Below are 21,571 nucleotides of genomic sequence, written 5' to 3'. Positions count from 1 at the left end.
GTGTCCTTCCGCGCTAGGCCCGATCGGGAAGACTCAGTTCCCGGACGAGGTGGGAGCTCAGGTCGTCGATGGTCTCGTGCTCGTACAGCAGCCCGGGCGACAGCCGCCGCTCAACGATCTTCTCCAGGGCGCCGGAGACCTGCACCGCGACCCGTGAGTCCAGGCCGTAGGCCTCGAAGGACTTGCCGGTGTCGATGTCGCCCGGGTCGGCGCCGATCCGGGCGGCCAGATGCTCGATCAGCCACTGGCGGAGCGACTCGGCGGTCAGCGGGCCATCGAGTTGCTGAACCTTCTTGTTGCGCCGGAACATATGCGGTCACTCTCCAGTCTGGTCGGCTTTCGCGCCTGGTCAGGCCTCTGTCGCTGATGCCGCTGATGCCGCTCGCGGCTGCCCGCCGCGCCGGGCGGCGATGGCGTGCGCGCTCGGCTGCCGCAGGCTCCAGACCACTCGCGCCCGCCCGAGGACGGTCAGGATCCAGCCGCTGAGATCGGGCTCCCAGGCCCGGACGGCGTGCCGGTAGGAGCCGGGGAAGGCGTGATGGTTGTTCTGCAGGCCCTCACCGAAGGTGAGGATGGCCACCGGCCAGTTGTTGGCGCTGCGGTCGCCGTTCTGGAACGGCCGGCCGCCGATCATGTGGCTGACCGAGCCCACGCACCAGGCCGCCTGGTTGGCCAGGAACATCCGGGCCAGGCCGCCGAACAGGAAACCGGTCAGCGCCGCCGTGGGGGTCTGCTGCACCGCGAGGCCGATGACCGCGGGCAGCGCGAGGCCGGTCAGCACCCACCACTGGTAGGTCCGGTGATAGAAGAACTGCCGGCGGCTGCGCAGCACGTCCGGCGCCCAGAAACGCCAGCTCGAACTCTCGTCACTGAGCATCCACGGCATATGCGCGTACCACAGGCCGCGCAGCCTGGCGCTCAGGCTGCTCCCCTTCAGGTTGGGCGAGTGCGGATCGCCCTCCCGGTCGCTGAACCGGTGGTGACGCCGGTGCGTGGTGACCCAGTACATGATCGGTCCCTGGCCGCCCATCGAACCGGCGATCAGGAGGACCCCTTCGAAGAACGCGGAGGTCTTGAAGGACTTGTGGGTGAGATAGCGGTGGAAGCCGATGGTGATGCCGCCCATGTGGACGAAGTACATGCCGGCGAAGAGCCACAGGTCCACGGCGCTGTAGTGGCCGCTCCACAGGAGCCACGCCGCGGCGGCCGTGCCGGCACCCGGCAGCGCCATCATGGTGAACGCGGTGACCCATTTGATGCGGGCGCTGGCCGGGTCCAGTTTGACCATTGCCGCCGCGGCGGGCGCCCGTACCGTTGCGGTTGACACGGGGAATGCCTCCCTCGGTTACTTCGAGTCGTGAGGTTTGCGATAGCGAACGTCGAAGACGAGTCCGAGCAGGTCGAGGACCCGGATGAACGCGCCGGTGATGTCGAGCTGCCAGAAACCGTGGCGGTTGGTGGCGAGCGACGGCCTGGCGTGGTGGTTGTTGTGCCACGATCCGCCGACCGAGAAGGGGGCCAGTGCCGCCACGTTGCGGCTGTTGTCCCGGGTGCGGTAAGGCCTGCCGCCCAGGGTGTGACCGATCGAGTTGACGCCCCAGGTCACCTGGTCGAGCAGGAAGATCCGCGCCAGCCCGCCCCACAGCAGCCCGCCGACGGCACCGCTGATGCTCCACGTGAGCAGGCCGCCGAGCGCGGTCGGCAGGGCGAGGCCGAGCAGCACCCAGGCGAAGTAGAACTGGTTCACCTTCATGACGGTGCGGTGGGCCAGCAGGTCGGGGACGTGCTTGCTCCAGTTCTCGCGGCGTACGGTGAACAGCCAGCCGGCGTGACCGTGCCACAGACCGCGCAGCCGGGCCAGGCGGCCGTCGCCGATCGGGCGCGGCGAGTGCGGATCGCGGTCGGTGTCGGTGAACGCGTGGTGGATGCGGTGGGTCGCCACCCAGAAGACGATCGGGCCCTGTGCGGCCATGCTGCCCGCCACGCCCCACAGGGCGGTCACCGTGGTTCCCGCCGCTAGAGCGCGGTGCGAGAAGAAGCGGTGCAGGCCGCCCTCGACACCGAGCGCGGTCACCAGGTACATCGCACCGAGCAGCACGCCGTCGGTCACCGTGAAGCCGTACCGGCATGAGTACGCCACGGCGGCGGCGAAGCCGGCCGCGGGAACGCAGACGGTGACGTACGCCAGACGACGGGCCAGCCCGTCCGTGTCGGCGGTGACGGCCGGGGAGCCGGGGAGCCCGGTCATCGTCGGGGTGGTCATCAGGTTCTCCCGCCCGATGTGGCCAGCGGGTCCGCTGCGGCAGCCACGGTCAGCTTCTTGAGACTGCCCTGGCCGTAGGCCTGCCTGGCCGCCCCGCGGCGCACCTTCCCGCTGGTGGTGGTCGGAATGGTGCCGGGCGGCCCGAGATGGACGGCGGCAGGACCGACGCCGTGCTCGGCCGTCACCGCCGCGACCACGGCCTCGCGCGCCTCGGCCAGGTCGGCCTCGGTGCGCGAGCCCGCACGGCGGAACTCGGCGACGATCACGAGCTGCTCCTCTCCGCCGTCCGGCCGGACGGAGAACGCGGCCGCCCTGCGCAGGTCCGCGTGCGCGGTCAGCGCGGAGACCTCGATGTCCTGGGGGAACAGGTTGCGCCCGGCGATGATGACGACGTCCTTGAGGCGGCCGGTGACGAACAACTCCGCATCGAGCAGGAAGCCCAGGTCGCCGGTCCGCAGATAGGTGCGGCCGTGATCGGCACCGTGCGGCCGGGCCGAGAAGGTCCCGGCCGACCGGGGCCTGCCGAAGCACCCCTCCGCGACGCTGGGGCCGCTCACCCAGATCTCCCCCACGGCCCCCGGCCCCACCGGCCGGAGGGTCCGCGGATCGACGATGATCACCTCGTGGTCGTGCGCGACGGCTCCGCAGCTCACCAGCTCGGTGGCCTGGGCGGTGCCGGGTGCCGCCGCCCGCGCGGACCCCTGCTCCAGGGCGGGCTTGTCCAGCCACACGCTCCGCCGCAGGGTCCCATCGGGCTTCCCGGACACGAACAGGGTCGCCTCCGCCATCCCGTAGCAGGGGATGAGCGAGGACTCCCGGTACCCGCGGGAGGCGAAGCGGTCCCGGAACCGGTCCAGCGTGGTCTTGAGCACCGGCTCGGCGCCGCAGTAGAGCTGGCGCAGCGTGCTCAGGTCCAGGGCCTGCATTTCCTCGTCGGTGATTGTGTCGACGCACATGTCCAGCGCGAAGTTCGGTGCGACGGAAATCGTGACACCGTAATCCGTGATCGCCTTGAGCCAGCGATAAGGCTGCTGGACGAAATGGATCGGCGACAGCATGACCAATGGCCATCCCCCGTGCAGCGCCAGCATGATGGTCCCCATAAGGCCCATGTCGTGGTACGGCGGGAGCCAGGAACATCCCACCCGGCCGGAAACGACTCCCATGTGCCGCTGCAATGCCAGGCAATTACTCATAATATTGTCATGGGTCAGGATTATCCCCTTGGGATCTCCGGTGGACCCGGAGGTGTATTGAAGCAGTGCCGGGTTCAGCGCCTGTACGGGCAGGTCGGGGGGGCCGCCCGGCCGTTGAAAGAAACCGTCGTCGATGAACAGCCACCGTGCCCGGCGGACGTCTGGAGGCAACTGGCCGGCCAGGTTCTCCATTTCCGCCGCGAGCCAGCCAGAACCTATGATCACGGCGGGTGAGCAGTCGGCGAGGATTGCGAGAAACCGGGCGGTGGCCCGCCGCCCGGCGGGGGGAAACGACGGCACCACGGTGGCGCCCGCGACCAGGGCGCCGAACAGTGCCGCCACATAGTGCAACCCGGGATCCACTGCCAGCACGACCCGCCGACCAGCGGTTCCCTCCAGGCTCGCGGCCACGGTGGCCGCGTGGCCGGCCAGGCTGCGGTACGTCCAGTCGATCGCCTGGTCGCCGGTCCCGTCGGCCAGAAAACGGAAGGCGAGCGCCTCGCCCTGACCCTCGGATCTACGCTGCAGAATCTCGGGTAGTGAATTGTCGTACCGCATTAACCGTCCCCCGCGAGACACCGGAAAATACACGGACGAATCCAACTGCCTTCGACTTAGCGTGGCACATGCCCGGATTTCCTGTCAAACGGTGTGCAGGCCCAATTATGCCCTTCGTATGTTTCGTATGTGTTCCGGCCGCCACAGGTAGCAACACTGAGCCATGGCGGCGCGCGGGTGATGGCAGGTACCTGCCCCAAGGACCGGTCACCTGGGGCGGAGTCGATGAAGGAGTGGCTGAACTGGCGGAACACCTCCGGGATGGGAAACCGCCGGCCGGCGCCCTTCCTCTCACCTGCACCGATGATGATTCCTCCCGCGATCTTGAATGGTCGCCGGCGACGAGTGACTTCGAATCCGGCGGGCGTGCGGCGCAATGCCGGTGACCAGCACGCCGGCCGTCTGGAAACAGCCGACCGTGGCGGTCGGCCCGGGCATTCGGCGACAGATTCGTCGGGTGTTCGTCGGGTGAAGGAATGCTCACAGGCCTGGCGGCACCCGGCTTGTCAGTGCGAGGATCTTTCTGACGAGATCGCTCACGAATTCGTTGTCGGTGGTCACGCGGTGCACCCGGCCGAGGGCGCGGCCCGCTCCGGAAGCCCGGTAGGGGCCGGCCGCCGAACGCCGGGAGGGATCGTGACCGCCCTGTTCGCCCTCGCCCCACGTGTGCCCACAGCCGGCGTGCCTCAGCAGCGGACCGCCCACGAACCGGACCAAGGAGGGTCGATGACACGCAAGGTCCCGCCCGGCACGCTGCTCCTGCGGACCACCGGCGCGTGCGACTTCGCTCCCGGACGCCTGCTCGAGGTGTTCGGCGAGCAGCGGCGGCGGTTCGTCGCGGTCCTGCGGCAGTTCGGTCCCGACGACTGGGCCGCCCCGACCCGGTGCGCCGAATGGTCCGCGCACGACGTCGTCCGCCACCTGTGCGACGTCACCCCGGCGATCGCCGCCGGCATCGGTGACCGCATGTTCGACATGACCGCCGGCTTCGACCCGAGAGTCACCACCCGCGGGTGGCTGACCGCCTCGGCCGGTGAGTCGCCCCCCGACACCCTCCGCCGCCTCGTGGCGGGCACGGAGGAACTGCTCGCCCTGGCCCGCGACCGGCTCGCCCGCGGCCACAGGTTCGACGTCGGACTGCCGTACGGGCCGATGGACTGGACGGTCCTGACGCTCCACATCTTCTGGGACTCCTGGATCCACGAGCGCGACGTGCTGCTCGCCCGGGGCGCCGAGCACCCCACCGGCGGCGACGCGACCGGCTACGCGACCGCGTACGGGCTGTTCCTCGCGGCCGCGGTGGCGTCGATGCTCGGCGACCCGGTGAGCCAGCGGCTGACGCTCGGCGGCGACGGCGGCGGCAGCTTCGACCTGGACGGCCGCGGAGGCGCCGTCACCCTCACCGTCACCCGGGTGACCACCACAGGACCGCCCGCGGCCCAGGTCGCGGACGCCCTCGCCGGCCGCGCGCCGGCCGCCGCCGTGCTCGGCGGGCTGCCGACCGGTACGCGGGCCGCCATGACACGCCTGGGTGACTTCTTCAACACCCCCGTCAGGCCGGGCCAGGCCTGAGCCCGCGAGCGGATCGGCCATCAGCACGCCCCCGCCCCTTCCTGTTCCGCGCACACAGCCCGCAGGAGCCGAAACCGATGCCCGAAGCGAACCCCTTCGAACAACTGTCCCTGCGGGCGCTGCGAAGCCGCTCCAGCCTGAAGTGGCGGGCCTACCCCGAGGACGTGCTTCCGCTGTGGGTCGCCGAGATGGACGTGCCGCTGGCCGAGCCGGTCGCCCGGGCGATCACCGACGCCGTCGCGCGCGGTGACACCGGCTACCCGGTCGGCAGGGACTATGCCCGGGCGCTCAGCGACTTCGCGGCCGAACGCTGGGCATGGACCGGGCTCGATCCCGCGCGCACCGCACTGGTCCCGGACGTGATGCTGGGCATCGTGGAGGTGCTGCGGCTGGTCACCGGGCCCGGCGGCGCCGTGGTGGTCAACTGCCCCGTGTACCCGCCGTTCTACTCCTTCGTCGAGCACATGGACCGCCGCGTCGTCGAAGCCCCGCTCTCGGCCGGCTCACGCATCGACTTCGCCGCGTTGGAGCACGCGTTCCAGGACGCCGCACGCGGCGGCCCGGCCGCGTTCCTGCTGTGCAGTCCGCACAACCCCACCGGAACCGTGCACACCCGCGACGAACTCGAGCGCGTGGCCGACCTGGCGGGCCGCTTCGGCGTGCGGGTGGTGGCCGACGAGATCCACGCCCCGCTGGTCCTGCCCGGAGCGCGTTTCACCCCGTATCTGAGCCTGGCGGGAGCATCCTCCGGTTTCTCTCTGATGTCGGCGTCCAAGGCCTGGAACCTTCCCGGGCTGAAGGCCGCCGTCGCCATCGCCGGCGCCGGTGCCGCCCAGGAGCTCGCGCGGATGCCCGAGGAGGTGGGCCACGGCCCCAGCCACCTCGGGGTGCTCGCGCACACGGCCGCGCTCCGGCACGGCGGTTCCTGGCTCGACGCCGCTCTCGCCGGGCTGGATGCCAACCGCCGCCTGCTCGGGCGGCTCCTCGACGAACATCTACCGGCCGTCTCCTGGGCTCCGCCCGAGGCCACCTACCTGGCCTGGCTGGACTGCACCGCCCTGGAACTGGACGATCCGGCGGCCGGCCGTGCGGCACCGGGGAACGTCACCGCCAGGGGGCCGGCAGGGGCCTTCCTCGCCCGCGCCGGCGTCGCGCTCGGCTCGGGCTCCGCGTTCGGCACCGGCGGCGCCGGGTACGTGCGCCTGAACTTCGCCACGTCCACCGCCATCCTGACCGAAGCGGTGCGGCGCATGGGGGCCCTCGCCGCCGATCACCACCGCACCTGATAACGTGCGCCGGTCAGGAACTCGGTGCTCATGAATCGCTTGGGCGTGGTGCGTCTATGACAGATCAGGCATCCGGCGTGGGATCGGCTTCGGTCCTTGAGCTGTTCTCGCAAGTCACCTCCGTCCGCGCCCGCTCAGCCGGGACCTTCGAGGCCGAGGCCAGCGATCAGTGGACGATCGTGGGGCGGCCCAACGGCGGATACCTTCTGGCGCTCCTGGGACGTGCCGCCTCGGCGATGACCGACTCCGGCCACGTGATCGCGGCCAGCGCGCACTACCTGCGCTCACCCGACCCCGGACCGGTCGAGATCGAAGGCGAACTGCTGCGACGCGGCCGCTCGATCAGCCAGGTCCGCGTGCGGATGAGCCAGGGCGGCCGCCCATGTGTCGAGGCACTGATGAGCACCAGCGACCTGGACCCGTCCGCGCCGCCGCCCCGGTGGGACGTCGGCGCACCGGAGGTTCCGCCCGTTCCCTTCGACGAGTGCCTCCGCCTGGAAGCGGTCACACCGGACGGATTCCAGGCTCCGATCATGGATCAGGTCGATCTGCGTCTCGAGCCGGAGTTGAAGAACGGCCTGTCGAGCCGCAACCCGAGTGGCCTGGGACGGCTGCGCGGCTGGCTCGAGCTTCCCGGCGGGGAGAGCTTCGACCCGATATCGCTGCTGTACGCGGTCGATGCGTTCCCGCCCGCCACCTTCGACACCGAACTCAGCTGCCTGGCGTCCACGATCGAGCTGACCGCGTACGTCCGCGCCATCCCCGCCCCCGGCCCGGTACGGGTCGCCAACCGTGCCCGGCTCGTCGACACGCAGTGCGTCGACCAGACGTGCGACGTCTGGGACGGAGACGGACGGCTGGTCGCCCACGCCACGCAGCTGGCCAAGGTGCTGTTCCTCTGACGCTCCCCCGCATTCGGGCCGTTCACCCGATGGTGCGGCACGACGGTCACGGCTGACCGACTCCGGGCGCCAGGATCGTCATATCTACCGCTCCTTTGCCTCGGCCGGCGATCCGGACGGCGACCGCCGGGTATTCCAGCAGGTCAAAGGTGAGCCTGCCCCCGGGCGATGAACGGTCTTCCCGATGACGGAGGAGAGATCATGGCCGAGACCTACGACCCCCGCCGCACGGCGGTGCTGCTGGTCGATCCCTACAACGACTTCCTCTCCAGTGGCGGCAAGGTCTGGCCGCTCGTGGAGCACGTCGCCGAGCAGGTCGGCCTGCTGGACAACCTGCGCGCCGTCGTCGGCTCCGCCCGGCGGTCCGGGGTGCGGGTGGTGTTCGTCCCGCACCGCCGCTGGGAGCCGGGCGACTACGAGACGTGGGCCCACCCCAACCCCACGCAGCGCAACCTCATGGTGCGGCACAGCTTCGCCCGGGGCACCTGGGGCGGGGAGTTCCACCCCGACTTCCAGCCGCAGCCGGGGGAGGTGGTCGTCCACGAGCACTGGGCGCAGAGCGGGTTCGCCAACACCGACCTCGACGTCCAGCTCAAGCAGCACGGCATCACCCACGTGATCGCCATCGGGCTGCTGGCGAACACCTGTATCGAGTCCACCGGCCGTTTCGCCATGGAGCTCGGTTACCACGTCACGCTGGTGCGCGATGCCACCGCCGCCTTCCGGCCCGAGATGATGCACGCCGCCCACGAGCTGAACGGTCCCACCTACGCCCATGCCATCTTCACCACGAGGGAGCTCGTCACCGCGCTCCAGGCGGCCCGGCCGTGATCCGCGAGCCGGTGACGCACCCGATCCCGGCGGGACAGCGGGAACTCATGGGCGCGGGATGTTGCGCAGGTTGGCGCGGGCGAGCTGGATCATGCGGCCGACGCCGCCACTGAGAACGATCTTGCTGGTGGACACGGCGAAGCCGGCCAGCTGCTGGCGGGTGATGTGGGGCGGGATGGACAGCGCGTTGGGGTCGGTGACGATGTCCGCGAGTGCCGGCCCATCGTGGTCCAGCGTCTCGCGCAGCGCGTCTCGTACGTCCCGGGGGTCCTCGACCCGGACGCCGTGGGCTCCGGCCGCGCGGGCGATCGCCGCGTAGTCGGTGCGCGGATAGGACGTGGCGTACGGCGGCACGCCCGCCACCAGCATCTCCAGCTCCACCAGTCCGAGCGCGGAGTTGTTGAAGACCAGCACCTTCACCGGCAGGTCGTACTGCATCAGGGTGAGGAAGTCGCCCATCAGCATGGAGAAGCCGCCGTCACCGGACATCGAGACCACCTGCCGGGTGCGGTCGAGCAGCTGCGCCCCGATGGCCTGCGGCATGGCGTTGGCCATCGAGCCGTGGGTGAACGACCCGATCACCCGGCGCCGGCCGTTCGGGGTCAGGTAGCGGGCCGCCCAGATGTTGCACGTGCCGGTGTCCACGGTGAAGATCGCGTCCGCGGCGGCCTCCTCGTCGAGGATCGAGGCGACGTACTCCGGGTGGATCGGCCGGTGACGTTCGACGTCGCGCGTGTACGCCGCGACGACCCCCTCCAGTGCCTCGGCGTGCGTCTTCAGCATCCGGTCCAGGAACCGGCGGTCGGTCTTCTGCCGTACCCGCGGCATGAGTGCGCGCAGCGTCTCACGGACATCGCCCCAGACGGCCAGGTCGAGCTTCGTCCGGCGGCCCAGGTGCTCGGCCCGCACGTCGATCTGGACGGTGCGTACGTCGCCGGGCAGGAACGCGGAGTAGGGGAAGTCGGTGCCCAGCAGGATGAGCAGGTCGGCCTCATGCATCGCGTCGTACGCGGCGCCGTATCCGAGCAGCCCCGACATGCCGACGTCGAACGGGTTGTCGTACTGGATCCATTCCTTGCCGCGCAGCGCATGCCCGACCGGCGCTTTGACATGTTCGGCGAAGGCCATGACCTCTTCGTGGGCACCGGCGGTACCGCTTCCGCAGAACAGCGTGACCCTGCCGGCCTCGTCGACCATGCGGGCCAGCGCGTCGATCTCGGCCTCCCCGGGCCGTACGGCGGGCCGCCGGGTGACCATCGCCGGCTCGGCGGCACGCCGCGGCGCGTCCGCTCCGGCGGTGTCACCCGACATGCTCACCACGGCCACACCGGAGCGCCCGATCGCGTGCTGGATCGCGGTCTGCAACACCCGCGGCATCTGCGCCGGATCCGAGATCAGTTCCGAGTAGTGGCTGCACTCGGCGAACAGCCGATCCGGATGGGTCTCCTGGAAGTAGGCGGTGCCGATCTCGGCGCTGGGGATGTGCGCGGCCAGGGCCAGCACCGGCGCCATGCTCCGATGAGCGTCGAACAGCCCGTTGATCAAATGCAGATGGCCTGGGCCGCAACTGCCCGCGCACGCCGCGAGACGCCCCGACAGCTGCGCCTCCGCCCCCGCCGCGAAGGCCGCGACCTCCTCATGGCGCACCTGAACCCACTCGATCGCGGGGTTGCGGCGAACGGCGTCGCTGACGGGATTCAGGCTGTCCCCCACGACCCCGTACAGCCGCTCGACCCCGGCCCGCGCGAGAATATCGACGAACTGCTCTGCCACGGTCTGTCTGGCCATCGCTCGAGGCCCTTCTGTCCATGGTGTGCCGCTCGGATGTTCAGCGTGGTGCTGTGGCCCTCCCCCGCCGGCGGCGCCTTCGGACATATACCCGCATCAGGGTGGCATCAGGCGTGACGGCCTGGACGCGGTGAGTGACCCCGGCTGTCAGCCGACGTCGATCGTCCTGAGGGCGTCTAGGGCTTGCGTCCCACCGCGCCGATCACCGCCAACTCGATCGGGTTGCCCAGGTCGGTGGTGTCCGGCCGCCAGAGCGGGCACGACACCACGCCGGGTTCCACCAGCTCCAGGCCGTCGAGGTACCCGGCGATCTGCTCGGGGCTGCGCAGGTGGTAGGGAACCGCGCCGCTCTCGTTGTAGCGGCGTATGGCCTCCGCATAGGCCGGGTCGGTGTCGGCGCCGTCTCTGACCACCAGGTAGCTGCCCGGCGGCACGGCATCCAGCAAATGCCGCACGATCGACCGCGCCTGGTCGTAGTCACCGATGTGGGCCAAGATCCCCATCAGGACGATCGCGACGGGCTGCGTGAGGTCCAAGGTTCGCGCGGCACCCTCCAAGATCTTTTCGGGCTCGTGCAGGTCGGCCTCGATATAGTCGGTGGCCCCCTCGGGGGTGCCGACGAGCAGGGCCTGCGCGTGAACCAGCACCAGAGGATCATTGTCGACGTACACGATCCGCGACTCCGGCGCGGTCAGCTGGGCGACCTCGTGGGTGTTGTTGAAGGTCGGCAGGCCCGTGCCGATGTCCAGGAACTGGCGGATCCCCGCCTCACCGGCCAGGTAGCGGACCGTGCGCACCAGGAACTGCCGGCCGCTGCGCGCCAGGTCGACTATCTCCGGGAAGACCTCACGGAACTTGTCCCCGGCCGCCTGGTCGGCAGCGTAGTTGTCCTTGCCGCCCAGCCAGTAATTGAAGATCCGGGCCGAGTGCGGCACCGTCCCGTCGATCCGGGGGCGGGGGGCGGAGAAATCGTCTGTCACGGGAGGGCCTACTCGTCTATGGACGTCCGGGGGGTTTCGACCGCAACGCGTGATCACCAGCTCGTGATCCCGCGCCACTCGCACCAGCCTAGTAAGACCGGTCACGGTGATCCGGCGATCGCGAATGAATCCGCGGGCGCGGTGGCGGCCGCCAAGCCCGCTCGGGCAGAGCCGATGGCGCCGATCGGGCCCGGGCCCGGCTCGGCGAATTGACACTTGCCAATTTTTTGACACCTGTCCATTATTTTGGCTGTGCAGTTCGAGTCGGTGACAGCCGCTCCCGCCCAGGATCGCCGGGTGCGCCGTTCGCGGTCCGCTCTCATGGGGGCCGCGGTCGCTCTGGTGACCGAGCGCGGCACGGCGGCTGTCGCGATCTCCGACATCGCCGAGGCCGCGGACGTGAGCCGGCAGGTGGTGTATCAGCAGTTCGGTGATCGCGACACGCTGCTGCTGGAGGCCGCGCTCAACCTGGCCCGACGCGAACTGCTGCCCCGCGTGGGGCACGCCCCGGACGCGTCGACCGGACGCGCCCGGGCGCTGGCCATGGCTCGGCATTTCGCGGATCACCGGGCGTTCTACCGGGCGATACTGACCAGCTCATGCGCATTCGCCCTGAACAAGGCGCTGACCGGGCTGCTCATCCCGTTGAACCGGCAGGTCGTCCATCAGCTGTCCGGCGAGCCGCTCGACCCGCACACGGTCGAGGACCTCGCCACGTTCCTGACCGGCGGCTGGGCCGCATTCGTCAACACCTGGGTCGTGGAGGGGGAGGACCCGCTCGACCCCGAGGAGTTCACCGACCGGCTCATGCGCATGGTGTCCGTCCTCACCGCCGAGCGGCGCCGGCCCACCCCGATCGCGCACGACAAGGAGCAAGGCCGGTGAGCCTGAGCAGCCATCTCCTCCAACGCCGGCTGAAGCTCTCCCCGCCGTCGACCCGGGACCTCGTCGCCCAGCGGGATCTCCGGGTGCCGATGCCCGACGGGGTCGAACTGCTCGCGGACAGGTGGGCACCGCGGACCGGAGGCGAGGCGTTGCCGACCGCGCTGATCCGCTGCCCGTACGGCAGGCGGGGGCCGCTGGCCTGGGGCATGGTCAGGCCGCTGGCCGAACGCGGATTCCAGGTGCTGATCCAGAGCACCCGCGGCGGGTTCGGCTCAGGCGGGGCCTTCGACCCGATGCGACAGGAGCGTGCGGACGGCCTGGCGACGCTGGAGTGGGTGGTGGAGCAGCCGTGGTTCGGCGGCTCGATCGTGCTGGTCGGCTTGAGCTACCTGGGATACGTGCAGTGGGCGGTGGCCGACCGCCTGCCGCCGGAGGTCAAGGCGATGATCCCGCAGTCGGCCGAATCAGCGCTGACCCTGGAGTTCCTCCGCCGCGACGGCGTCTCGCTGGAGACGCCGTTCGGATGGGGCGTGATGATCGCCGGCCAGGAACGCCGCTGGGCGATGCTCCGGCAGCTTCTCCAAGCGAGGAGGACACGCCGCGCGCTGTTCACCCTTCCGCTCGACCGGGCCGATGTCGCCGCCATCGGCCACCGCTCGGACTACATCCAGGACATCCTCGCGTGCGACGCCGAGGACCCGCGCTGGGCCGGCATCGACCACCGGCACCGAGTGGCGGAGGTGACCGTGCCGGTCAGCTCCATAGGCGGCTGGTACGACATCTTCCTGCCCGGCCAGATACGCGACTTCCAGATCCTGCAGGAGGCGGGGCGCCCGGCCCGGCTGACGATCGGGCCCTGGACGCACCTGTCCGTGGACGGCACGGCGGTACGCGAGGCCGTCGAGTTCGGACTCCCCCACGCCCGCGGCGAGCAGCCGCCCCGCCGCTCACCCGTGCGGCTGTTCGTGATGGGCGAGGAAACCTGGCGTGACTTCGATGCCTGGCCGCCGAGCGGCTACCCCGCACAGCGGTTCCACCTGCTGCCCGACGGCGCGCTGGCCGGCGAGCCGCCCCCCGAATCGGCCCCGGACCGGTACCGCTATGACCCGGCGGACCCGACGCCCGCGGTCGGGGGTGTGCGCATGGTGGTCAGCGTCGGCGGCCGCGCCGACAGCGGCCGGGTCGACAACACGGCCCTGGAAGCCCGCGCGGACGTGCTCACCTACACCACGGCAGCGCTCGACCAGGACGTCGAGGTCATCGGCGAGGTCAGCGCGGAGATCTGGTTCCGTTCCGGCCTGCCCCACGCAGACGTCTTCGTCCGGCTCTGCGACGTCGACCCGCGCGGCCGCTCGTACAACGTCTGCGACGGACTGACCAGCCTGTCCGACGCCGCCGAGATCTCTCGTGCCGCGGTCCGGCTCTGGCCGACCGCGCACCGTTTCAAGCGCGGCCACCGCATCAGGGTCCAGGTCTCCAGCGGAGCCTTCCCGCGCTACGCCCGCAACCCCGGCACCGGCGAACCGCTCGCCACCGCCACCACCCTCCGGGCCGCCGATCAGGCGGTCTACCACGACCCGGCGCACCCCTCTGCGGTGATCCTGCCGGCCAGAATCGGTGCTCAGGCCGCGGGAGCCGCTTCCGCTCTCGCCCCGCGGCCGAGCCGGCCATGACGCGTGCGCCCCTCGTACGGCTCGGAGGCGCGGCGGGGCCGTCATCCGACGAGTGCCTGGGTGCCGAGGACGGCGAGGAGCGCAAGGCGTTCGGCGTCCTGGGTGCCGGGCTCGGCCGTGTAGACCATGATGCGCAGGTCGTTGCCCGCGACGCTGAGCACGTCGCAATCCAGTGTCAGGGTGCCCACCTGCGGGTGATCGATGGTCTTGCGCGACGCCTCGTGCCGGCCCACGGCTCCGGAATCCCACAGCTCGGCGAACCGGTCACTGTTCGCGCGCAGCTCCGCGACCAGGCGCCGCAGCCGCTGGTCCGCCGGATACCGGCTCGCCGTCGCACGCAACGCGGAGACCTGCGCGGCCTCGATCGCCCGCCGGGACTGCGGGGTGTGGCGGACGCGGCTGCCCGAGCCGAGGAAGTTGCGCCACACCGCGTTGCGTTCCTTGCCGTGGTACCGGCCCATCAACGCGGCGTACAGCGGGTTGGCCAGCAGCAGCGTCCAGGTCGCGTCGGAGACCGCGACGGGCGTTCCGGTCAGCCTGTCCAGCATCCGCTGAACGCCCGGCGTGATGTAGGCGGGCACCGTGCCCTGCCCCGGCGGCACGAGCCCGGCGACGTTGAACAGATGCTCGCGCTCGGCTCCGGACAAGCGCAGAGCCCGGCCCAGGGCCTCGACGACCTGCTCCGAAGGGTTGGTCGCCCGGCCCTGTTCCAGGCGGGTGACGTAGTCGACCGAGATGCCGGCCAGCAGGGCGAGCTCCTCGCGGCGCAGCCCGGCCGCGCGCCGATGGCCGCCGACCGGCAGCCCGGCCGCCTCCGGGGAGACCCGGTCGCGCCAGCGCCGCACCGTGTGCCCGAACTCCGTGGTCGCCATGACACCACTGTGCACTGCCCCGCCCGGATCGTCCTGGTACTGACACTCCCAGGAAGGCGGGACGACTGGCTGAGCGCGCAGCCCCGCCGCATGGTGGGGGCATGACGGCAACACTGATCACTGGAGCGAACAAGGGTCTCGGCCACGAGACCGCCCGCCGGCTCGTGGCCGCGGGCCACACCGTCTACCTCGGATGCCGGGACGCCGAACGCGGGCGCCGGGCCGCCGAGTCGCTGGGCGCGCGGGCGATCCGGCTCGACGTCACCGACGACGCGTCCGTACGGGCCGCCGCGAAGGCCGTCGAGGCCGGTGGAGGGCTGGACGTACTGGTCAACAACGCCGGCATCCAGCGGGAGATGGGTGACGACGCCGTCGTGGTCGGCGCCGCGGACGTGACCGCCGACCTGATGCGGACGACGTTCGAGACGAACGTCTTCGGCACGGTGCGCGTCCTGCACGCGTTTCTCCCGCTGCTGCGGCGTTCCGCCGCCCCGGTCGTGGTCAACGTCAGCAGCGGCCTGGCCTCGCTGACCCGGGTCACCACCCCGAACACCCCGTCGTACGCCTACCCGGGCGTCGCCTACCCGGCGTCGAAGACCGCGGTCAACATGATCACCGTGCAGTTCGCGAAGGCGTTCCCGAACATGCGGATCAACGCGGTGGAGCCCGGCTTCACCAGGACCGACCTGAACGGGAACACCGGTGTCCAGACCGTCGAGCAGGGCGCCGAGATCATCGTGCGCATGGCGCAGGTGGGCCCTGACGGCCCCACCGGGGGCTACTTCGACGCCGAAGGCACCCTTCCCTGGTAGCCCTGGTAGCCCTAATAATCCCCGCCTTATACGGATTTTCCGGCAATCTGTCTACGCTGGGCCGGTGTTCTCCAGCTCTGGGTTGCGCCTGCGGATGGCTGCCTCCTATGTACTCGTGTCGGCCGCCGCCGTGGTCGTCGTCGAGCTCGTGCTCTGGGCGATCGTGGTGCCACAGCTCGACTCGGCGAGGCTCGAGGCGGCGCGGGCCGATCACAGCCGCGGCCAGGTGAAGGCGGCCAGGCTCGCCACCGAGGTGGCCGGACGGCTCAGCGAGGCCGTCTCCCAGCTCGGGCCGGGCCTGCCGGATCGCGAGCTGCTGCAGCGCGCCGCGAGGAAGGAACGCCCCCCGCAGACCTCCCACCCGGCGGACGCAAAGCCCCAGGACATCGAGGCGCAGAGCCTCAAACAGAAGGCCGAAGCGCAGGACCCCAAGGCGCACGACTCCAAAGTGCAGGACCTCAAGGCGCAGGGCGGTAAGCCCGTCCCCACGGCCGGCGGGGAGTACGGTCCGAAGCCGGCGCCCGCGGAGCCGGGCGGCAAGGTGGTGGAGGACAAGTCCCAGCTCGCTCGGCAGCAGCCGCCGGACCTGGTGGAACAGGTGGCGGACCCGGCCGGGCAGGTGCTCTGGGACATCGGGATCGCCTCGGCCTCTGCCGGGCGGCTCCCGGCGGGCGTCGCCGGGAGCCGGCCGCGGGAGGACACCACCCTGGTGAACGGCTGGTGGGTCTCCTGGGCGACCAACCCGGTGGTCCTCACCTCCGGAGGGCACTCTCGGGTGATCGGCGTCGTGTACGTCCAGCTGGTCGGAGCCGACGACAAGGGCGACGCCACCGCGGAGCACAGCGACTTCAGTTCCTGGCTGGCCCCGGGAATCGTCGTGCTCCTGCTGCTGGTACCGGTCGGCGTCCTGTTCGGCCTGTTCAGCACCCGGGGGTTGATCCGCAGGATCCGCCGCCTGGCCGCCGGTACCGCCGCGATGGCCGAAGGCGACCTGCGAGCCCGGATCCCGGTGTCGGGCGGTGACGAGGTCGGCCGGCTGGAGTCGGGTTTCAACTCCATGGCGGAACGTCTGGAGGCAGCCGCGGCCGCCGAACGCGCCACGGTCGACTCGGCCGCGCGCCGGGCCGAACGCGAGCAGATCGCCCGTAACCTGCACGACGCGGTCTCCCAGGAACTGTTCTCAGCCAGCCTCCTGGCGGGCTGGCTCCACCGCGACCTCCCGCCCGGCACGGAGTGGCAGCAGGAGGCGGGCACCCTGGAGACCGCGCTCGAGCGCACGATGCGCGAAATGCGCGCCATGCTGCTGGAACTGCGCCCGGTGGCCCTGGAGGACAGCGGTTTGAACGCCGCCCTGTACGAGCTCTGCCGGGCCTATGAGGTTCGCCTGGGCATCAAGGTCACCGCCGACCTGGCGGAGACCGATCTGGAGCCCTCCGTCGAGCACACCGTCCTGCGCATCGTCCAGGAGGCGCTGGGCAACGCCGTACGCCACGGCGAGCCCGACGAGATCTCCCTGCGGCTGGCCCAGCCGGACGGCCACGTCGACGTACAGGTCAGCGACAACGGCCGGGGGTTCGACCCGGCGACGGTGGCCGACCGCCACGGCATGGGCCTCGACCTGATGCGCGACCGCGTGAACGCGCTGAGCGGCACCTTCGACGTGGTCAGCGCACCCGACGAGGGCACCACGATCACCGTACGGCTCCCGTCATGATCCGGGTGCTGATCGTGGACGACCACGAGGTGGTCCGGCGCGGATTGCGCCTGGTGCTGGAGCAGGCGGGCGACATCGAGGTCTGCGGGGAGTGCGGGGAGGGGCGGTCGGCGCTGGCCGCGATCCGGGCCGAGCGGCCGGATGTGGTGCTGCTCGACCTGGTGATGCCGGGGGTCGACGGGCTCGCGGTGCTCGACGCGCTGGACGGTGAGAACCGGCCCGCGGTCATCGTGCTGACCTCGGTGCTGGCCGAGGACAAGGCGCTGGAGGCCGTACGGGCGGGGGCGTCGTCGTACCTGCAGAAGACCACCGCGGTGGATCGGGTCGTGGACGCGGTACGGGCCACCGTGCGGGGCGGGAGCGTGCTGGAACCAGGAGTGGCGGCGCTGCTGGTCCAGCGGGTCCAGGCCGAGGAGGCCGACGGGCCGTTGCAGCGGCTGTCCGTGCGAGAGCGGGAGGTGCTGGCGCTGCTGTCGCGGGGACGGTCGAACCGGGAGATCGCCCGGACCCTGGTCGTGGGCGAGCAGACGGTGAAGTCCCACGTGTCCAGCATCCTGGCCAAGCTGGCCCTCCAGGACCGTACCCAGGCGGCGATCTTCGGCCTGCAGCGTGGTCTCGTGCCTCTGGACGAGGCCCTGGAGGACCCTCTCGCCTAGACGCCGCGCAGGGCGTCGGTGGGGTTGAGGCGGGCGGCCCGGAGGGCCGGGTAGAGGCCGGCGATCGCACCGGCCGCCACGGCCACCGCGAGACCGCCCCACAGTGCCTCGGGAGGGATCAGGATCGTCCAGTGCCTGGAGTAGGCCATGCCACCGGTGACCAGGGTGCCGATCAGGAGGCCCGCCAGCCCGCCCAGGGTGGACAGGACCAGGGACTCGGTGAGGAACTGGGCCGCGACATGGGGGCGGGCCGCGCCGAGGGCCCGGCGCAGGCCGATCTCGTTGCGGCGTTCCAGCACCGAGATGACCATGACGTTGGCGATGCCGATCGCCCCCACGAGCAGGGCGATCGCGCCCAGGCCGAGGAACAGCGCGTTGCCGGACTGCTTGACCGCCAGCTGGGCGGTGAGCGCGTCGGAGGGACGGCTCACCGTCACCTGGTCGGGTTGCTGTGGATTGGCGGTGGCCGACAGGAGGTCGGCGACCTCCGGGACATGGTCGGGATCCGCGCGCAGGTAGATCCGGCCGGGATGGCCGTCGTAGTCCAGGAGTGACGTGGCGGCGGCGAAGGAGACCAGCGCGGAATGGTCGATCTCCGGGGCGAGCTGGACCGGTTCGAGGATCCCCACCACGGTGAACCAGTGGTCGCCCAGCCAGACGCGGCCGCCCGCCTGGGTGACGCCCAGCGATTTCGCCGCGTCGTAGCCCAGGACGGTGAGCGGCAGCGCGGCGCCGGTCAGGAACTCGCCGGTCAGCAACGACGCGTCCAGCGCGGTCAGCAGCGTCGCGTCACAGGCCCGCACGACGCGCCCGCCGCTCTGGCCAAGGGGAATCTTGTCGCTGCGGAAGACCTGGGCCGTCCTGACCTGGGCGGTCGGTGCCACCGACCGGGCGTACGGGATCAGCCGCATCATCGACGGGGCGGAGCTCGGCAGCGGCCGCTCGTTGTCCTCGCCCGGGTTCCCGTCCGCCACGGTCAGCAGGTTGGTGCCGAGCCGGTCGATCTTGGCGAGCAGGTCGGACTGGCTGGACCGGGTGACTCCGAGCACCGCCACGATCGAGGCGATCCCGATCGCGATGCCGAGCCCGGACAGCAGGGCGCGCAGCGGCCGGGAACGCAGGCCCAGCGTGCCGATGGGCAGCAGGTCCCGCGCCCGGAGCGTACTGCGCAGCGCCGTCATGAGACCACCAGCCCGTCCCGCATGACGACCTCGCTCCGGCAGGCGGCGGCGACCTGCTCCTCGTGGGTGACGATCACCAGGGTGGTGCCCGCCTCGTTGAGGTCACGGATCAGCGCCAGGATCCCGGCGCCGGTGGCCGAGTCCAGATTGCCGGTCGGCTCGTCGGCGAACACGATGGCCGGACGGCCCACGACGGCCCGCGCGATCGCCACGCGCTGGCGTTCACCACCGGACAGCTTGGTCACCTTGTGGTCGATCCGGTGCCCCAGGCCGACCTGTTCCAGCGCCCGCGTCGCGGCGAGCCGCCGCTCCCGCGCCGGCACTCCCCGGTACAGCAGCCCCGACGCCACGTTGTCCAGGGCGCTCAGCGCCTCCAGCAGAAAGAACTGCTGGAACACCACCCCGACCCGGTGCGCCCGGAGCCCGGCCAGCTCCCGGTCGGACAGCTTCTCCATCCGCTGCCCGTCCAGCCGTACGGACCCGCTCGTGGGCCGGTCCAGCCCCGACATGAGGTTGAGCAGCGTCGACTTTCCCGACCCGGACGCCCCTCGCACCGCGAGCATGTCACCGGGCTGTACGCGCAGGCTCACCCCGCGCACCGACTCCACCGGAGGGACGCCCGGATAGGTCTTGCACACCTCGCTCAGCTCAAGAACCGTCACTGGGCACCTCCACGTGCAGGCCCTCGACCAGACCGGGCCCGGAGACCTCGACCAGGGAGGAGTTCTCGTCGTACAGGCCGACCTCCACCGGGATGTGCTTGCCGCCGGCCTTGACCACCACGTCGTATCTGTGGCCCGGCCTGGCCCGCAGGGCGGTGATCGGCACCGCCAGCACGCCCTTGTGCTCCTCCTCGGTCAGCGCCACCTGGACCGTGGCCTGGTCGAGCAGCCGCTTGACCTTCCCGGTCATCGTGACGGTCACCGGGGCCGTCTGGGCGGGGACGTCGGGGGGCGCGTCCGGGCCGGCCTCGGGGTTGGCCGCGATGGCTCCGATCTCGCTGATCCTGCCGGGCCGTTGACCGCCGTCGGGCAGGGTGACCGTGACCTTGTCGCCGACCTGCAGCGTCGGCAGGTCGTCGGGCGACACCTGAAGCGTCACGGCCTGGGCCGCGCTGGTGCCGTGGGCGACCTGGGCGCCGCTCTGCACCCGCGTGCCGATCTTGAGATCGGTGGTGCCGACGCGGACGGCGCCCGGGGCGAACACGATCTGGCCGAGCGGCACGCCACCGGTCACCGTCAGATGGGCGTCGGCCTGCCAGTGCCGGACGGCCCAGTAGGTGGCCGAGGAGAAGTGCCGGTCGACGGTGAGGGAGTAGCCGAGCGCACTCAGGTTGGTCTCGAGCTGGAGGACGTCCAGCCCGTCGGGCATCCCCAGCTCGAAGGGCCGCCAGACCGGGCGGGGCCCGTACATCAGGACGACCTTCTTACCGTCGACCTCATAGGCCGCTCCCCCGCGCGAGATCACCTTGCCGACACCGGGCAGCCGGGTCAGCGTGCCCTGGCCGGAGGCGATCACGTTGATCGTCCCGGAGTGGCCGAGGGTCCCGTCGATCAGCCTGCGCTGGGCGACGTCGGTCCGCTGGACCGGGGCGGAGCCGGTGGTGATCGCGGCTACCGCGGGAGGGTCGGAGCGGCCGTTGATCGTGACCCAGCCTGCCGCGCCCGCCACCCCGGCGAGGGCGACACCGGAGAAGACGGCCGTACGCATCCGCCGCATGTCAACGCCCCTTGCCCGGGCGGCCGCCGCCACCTGCGACTTCGACCTGGATGCCGCTCGCGGGTGCCTTCTTACCGCAGACCCCGTCCTGCCGCCGGAAGCGCTTGGGATCACCCAGCCGGCTGGGGAGCTTGAAGACCCCGTCCGGACCCGGATCCGGCCAGTCGGAGACGCCCTGCTGGCGCATGCAGGCCGCGTACTCTTTGAGTTTCACCAGGTCCTGGGGAGAGACGGTCGGCCGGGCCTTCTGCGGGTTCGCCCGTTTCATGCGGATGATGAGGGAGTCGCAGGCGGTCACCTTCGGCTGCCGTTCCAGCTGCGCCTGCGGGAAGTCCCAATGTCCCCTGGCGTCCATGACGGGGTCCGGGAAGCTGGGCGCGCCGTGCGCCCGGGCGCACTGGGCGATGTCCAGCATCATCTTGTGGATGTCGGCACTGGGAGTGGGAGAGGCCTTGGCCGCCGGCCCGCCACCGCTGCAGCCGGCCACCAAGGCCAACGCCACCATCGCGGTGAAAAAGTGAGTTCTCATGCCCCCCAAACTCGGGCACGGCCCGTGTCCGGACATCCCCCAAAGGACTCCGGGGAGGCTTGTCCTTTGGGGGAACCTTTGGGGGAACGGCTACGACCGGCGTTCTCTGCCGGGTCGCGGCGCAGACCGGAGAGCACACCCGTGACCCGCAGCC

At 71.0% G+C, this 21,571-nt stretch carries 20 protein-coding genes; 9 read left to right on the top strand and 11 right to left on the bottom strand.

Annotation, left to right across the window (positions count from 1 at the left end):
• Positions 1–13: 13 nt before the first annotated feature.
• Genes ACRYCC_RS15635 through ACRYCC_RS15620 form a run of 4 tightly spaced genes read right to left on the bottom strand, consistent with a single transcriptional unit; the run spans position 14 to position 4,017 of the window.
• Positions 14–310: an acyl carrier protein gene (locus ACRYCC_RS15635; RefSeq protein ID WP_433812647.1), complete on the bottom strand. Its 297-nt coding sequence runs from the start codon at positions 308–310 to the stop codon at positions 14–16.
• Positions 311–349: 39 nt separating this feature from the next.
• Entirely contained in the window at positions 350–1,327 is a 978-nt protein-coding gene (locus tag ACRYCC_RS15630) for an acyl-CoA desaturase (RefSeq protein ID WP_433812645.1), read from the bottom strand.
• Between the two features lie 18 nt (positions 1,328–1,345).
• The gene (locus tag ACRYCC_RS15625) at positions 1,346–2,263 is read right to left on the bottom strand and encodes an acyl-CoA desaturase (RefSeq protein ID WP_433812643.1); all 918 of its coding nucleotides are present in this window, start codon (positions 2,261–2,263) and stop codon (positions 1,346–1,348) included.
• The gene (locus tag ACRYCC_RS15620) at positions 2,263–4,017 is read right to left on the bottom strand and encodes a fatty acyl-AMP ligase (protein ID WP_433812641.1); all 1,755 of its coding nucleotides are present in this window, start codon (positions 4,015–4,017) and stop codon (positions 2,263–2,265) included. The genes ACRYCC_RS15625 and ACRYCC_RS15620 overlap by 1 nt, the downstream gene beginning before the upstream one ends.
• A 726-nt stretch (positions 4,018–4,743) precedes the next feature.
• On the opposite strand from ACRYCC_RS15620, the gene ACRYCC_RS15615 reads away from it, so the two are divergent.
• From ACRYCC_RS15615 to ACRYCC_RS15600, 4 genes are all read left to right on the top strand, one after another.
• Positions 4,744–5,589: a maleylpyruvate isomerase family mycothiol-dependent enzyme gene (locus ACRYCC_RS15615; RefSeq protein WP_433812640.1), complete on the top strand. Its 846-nt coding sequence runs from the start codon at positions 4,744–4,746 to the stop codon at positions 5,587–5,589.
• 77 nt (positions 5,590–5,666) lie between these two features.
• Positions 5,667–6,875 carry a MalY/PatB family protein gene (locus ACRYCC_RS15610; RefSeq protein WP_433812638.1) on the top strand — a complete coding sequence of 403 codons (1,209 nt, stop codon included), beginning with the start codon at positions 5,667–5,669 and terminating at the stop codon, positions 6,873–6,875.
• 56 nt (positions 6,876–6,931) lie between these two features.
• Positions 6,932–7,777, top strand: a complete 846-nt coding sequence (locus ACRYCC_RS15605) for a thioesterase family protein (protein ID WP_433812636.1) — start codon at positions 6,932–6,934, stop codon at positions 7,775–7,777.
• Between the two features lie 201 nt (positions 7,778–7,978).
• Entirely contained in the window at positions 7,979–8,608 is a 630-nt protein-coding gene (locus ACRYCC_RS15600; protein ID WP_433812635.1) for a cysteine hydrolase family protein, read from the top strand.
• Positions 8,609–8,653: 45 nt separating this feature from the next.
• Here ACRYCC_RS15600 and ACRYCC_RS15595 read toward each other — a convergent pair whose 3' ends face one another.
• Entirely contained in the window at positions 8,654–10,396 is a 1,743-nt protein-coding gene (locus ACRYCC_RS15595) for a pyruvate dehydrogenase (RefSeq protein WP_433812633.1), read from the bottom strand.
• A gap of 176 nt (positions 10,397–10,572) precedes the next feature.
• Positions 10,573–11,376, bottom strand: a complete 804-nt coding sequence (locus tag ACRYCC_RS15590; RefSeq protein ID WP_433812631.1) for an SAM-dependent methyltransferase — start codon at positions 11,374–11,376, stop codon at positions 10,573–10,575.
• Positions 11,377–11,628: 252 nt separating this feature from the next.
• Here ACRYCC_RS15590 and ACRYCC_RS15585 point away from each other — a divergent pair, with 252 nt between their 5' ends.
• Positions 11,629–12,261: a TetR/AcrR family transcriptional regulator gene (locus ACRYCC_RS15585; RefSeq protein ID WP_433812629.1), complete on the top strand. Its 633-nt coding sequence runs from the start codon at positions 11,629–11,631 to the stop codon at positions 12,259–12,261.
• Positions 12,258–13,934, top strand: coding sequence for a CocE/NonD family hydrolase (locus tag ACRYCC_RS15580; protein WP_433812627.1), 1,677 nt, complete (start codon positions 12,258–12,260; stop codon positions 13,932–13,934). Before ACRYCC_RS15585 ends, ACRYCC_RS15580 begins: the two co-directional genes overlap by 4 nt.
• A 41-nt stretch (positions 13,935–13,975) precedes the next feature.
• Here ACRYCC_RS15580 and ACRYCC_RS15575 read toward each other — a convergent pair whose 3' ends face one another.
• On the bottom strand, positions 13,976–14,806 hold the full coding sequence (locus ACRYCC_RS15575; RefSeq protein WP_433812625.1) for a helix-turn-helix transcriptional regulator: 831 nt from the start codon (positions 14,804–14,806) through the stop codon (positions 13,976–13,978).
• A gap of 101 nt (positions 14,807–14,907) precedes the next feature.
• Here ACRYCC_RS15575 and ACRYCC_RS15570 point away from each other — a divergent pair, with 101 nt between their 5' ends.
• The 3 genes from ACRYCC_RS15570 (at position 14,908) to ACRYCC_RS15560 (ending at position 17,988) form a co-directional block, all read left to right on the top strand.
• On the top strand, positions 14,908–15,618 hold the full coding sequence (locus ACRYCC_RS15570; protein WP_433812623.1) for an SDR family NAD(P)-dependent oxidoreductase: 711 nt from the start codon (positions 14,908–14,910) through the stop codon (positions 15,616–15,618).
• 64 nt (positions 15,619–15,682) lie between these two features.
• Positions 15,683–17,332, top strand: a complete 1,650-nt coding sequence (locus tag ACRYCC_RS15565) for a HAMP domain-containing sensor histidine kinase (RefSeq protein ID WP_433812622.1) — start codon at positions 15,683–15,685, stop codon at positions 17,330–17,332.
• Positions 17,329–17,988: a response regulator gene (locus tag ACRYCC_RS15560; protein WP_433812620.1), complete on the top strand. Its 660-nt coding sequence runs from the start codon at positions 17,329–17,331 to the stop codon at positions 17,986–17,988. The genes ACRYCC_RS15565 and ACRYCC_RS15560 overlap by 4 nt, the downstream gene beginning before the upstream one ends.
• On the opposite strand, the gene ACRYCC_RS15555 is transcribed toward ACRYCC_RS15560, so the two are convergent.
• From ACRYCC_RS15555 to ACRYCC_RS15540, 4 genes are read right to left on the bottom strand one after another with little or no spacing between them, the layout of a single operon-like run.
• On the bottom strand, positions 17,985–19,169 hold the full coding sequence (locus ACRYCC_RS15555; RefSeq protein WP_433812618.1) for an ABC transporter permease: 1,185 nt from the start codon (positions 19,167–19,169) through the stop codon (positions 17,985–17,987). The two genes, ACRYCC_RS15560 and ACRYCC_RS15555, sit on opposite strands and share 4 nt — an antisense overlap.
• Positions 19,166–19,831 (bottom strand): ABC transporter ATP-binding protein, encoded by a 666-nt coding sequence (locus ACRYCC_RS15550; RefSeq protein ID WP_433812616.1) that lies wholly within the window; start codon positions 19,829–19,831, stop codon positions 19,166–19,168. Before ACRYCC_RS15550 ends, ACRYCC_RS15555 begins: the two co-directional genes overlap by 4 nt.
• The gene (locus tag ACRYCC_RS15545) at positions 19,818–20,888 is read right to left on the bottom strand and encodes a peptidoglycan-binding protein (RefSeq protein ID WP_433812615.1); all 1,071 of its coding nucleotides are present in this window, start codon (positions 20,886–20,888) and stop codon (positions 19,818–19,820) included. The genes ACRYCC_RS15550 and ACRYCC_RS15545 overlap by 14 nt, the downstream gene beginning before the upstream one ends.
• Before the next feature lies 1 nt (position 20,889).
• The gene (locus tag ACRYCC_RS15540) at positions 20,890–21,417 is read right to left on the bottom strand and encodes a hypothetical protein (protein WP_433812613.1); all 528 of its coding nucleotides are present in this window, start codon (positions 21,415–21,417) and stop codon (positions 20,890–20,892) included.
• Positions 21,418–21,571 lie beyond the last annotated feature (154 nt).

The organism is Actinomadura scrupuli (assembly GCF_050971785.1).
Taxonomy (GTDB): Bacteria; Actinomycetota; Actinomycetes; order Streptosporangiales; family Streptosporangiaceae; genus Actinomadura_E; species Actinomadura_E scrupuli.
This window is presented reverse-complemented; position numbering and strand designations above follow the sequence as displayed.

Coding starts and splice junctions, on each gene's coding strand:
- ACRYCC_RS15595 (WP_433812633.1), bottom strand. CDS start 10,396: ATGGCCAGACAGACCGTGGCAGAGCAGTTCGTCGATATTCTCGCGCGG.
- ACRYCC_RS15610 (WP_433812638.1), top strand. CDS start 5,667: ATGCCCGAAGCGAACCCCTTCGAACAACTGTCCCTGCGGGCGCTGCGA.
- ACRYCC_RS15600 (WP_433812635.1), top strand. CDS start 7,979: ATGGCCGAGACCTACGACCCCCGCCGCACGGCGGTGCTGCTGGTCGAT.
- ACRYCC_RS15635 (WP_433812647.1), bottom strand. CDS start 310: ATGTTCCGGCGCAACAAGAAGGTTCAGCAACTCGATGGCCCGCTGACC.
- ACRYCC_RS15545 (WP_433812615.1), bottom strand. CDS start 20,888: ATGCGGCGGATGCGTACGGCCGTCTTCTCCGGTGTCGCCCTCGCCGGG.
- ACRYCC_RS15620 (WP_433812641.1), bottom strand. CDS start 4,017: ATGCGGTACGACAATTCACTACCCGAGATTCTGCAGCGTAGATCCGAG.
- ACRYCC_RS15615 (WP_433812640.1), top strand. CDS start 4,744: ATGACACGCAAGGTCCCGCCCGGCACGCTGCTCCTGCGGACCACCGGC.
- ACRYCC_RS15625 (WP_433812643.1), bottom strand. CDS start 2,263: ATGACCACCCCGACGATGACCGGGCTCCCCGGCTCCCCGGCCGTCACC.
- ACRYCC_RS15605 (WP_433812636.1), top strand. CDS start 6,932: ATGACAGATCAGGCATCCGGCGTGGGATCGGCTTCGGTCCTTGAGCTG.
- ACRYCC_RS15570 (WP_433812623.1), top strand. CDS start 14,908: ATGACGGCAACACTGATCACTGGAGCGAACAAGGGTCTCGGCCACGAG.
- ACRYCC_RS15575 (WP_433812625.1), bottom strand. CDS start 14,806: ATGGCGACCACGGAGTTCGGGCACACGGTGCGGCGCTGGCGCGACCGG.
- ACRYCC_RS15555 (WP_433812618.1), bottom strand. CDS start 19,169: ATGACGGCGCTGCGCAGTACGCTCCGGGCGCGGGACCTGCTGCCCATC.
- ACRYCC_RS15540 (WP_433812613.1), bottom strand. CDS start 21,417: ATGAGAACTCACTTTTTCACCGCGATGGTGGCGTTGGCCTTGGTGGCC.
- ACRYCC_RS15560 (WP_433812620.1), top strand. CDS start 17,329: ATGATCCGGGTGCTGATCGTGGACGACCACGAGGTGGTCCGGCGCGGA.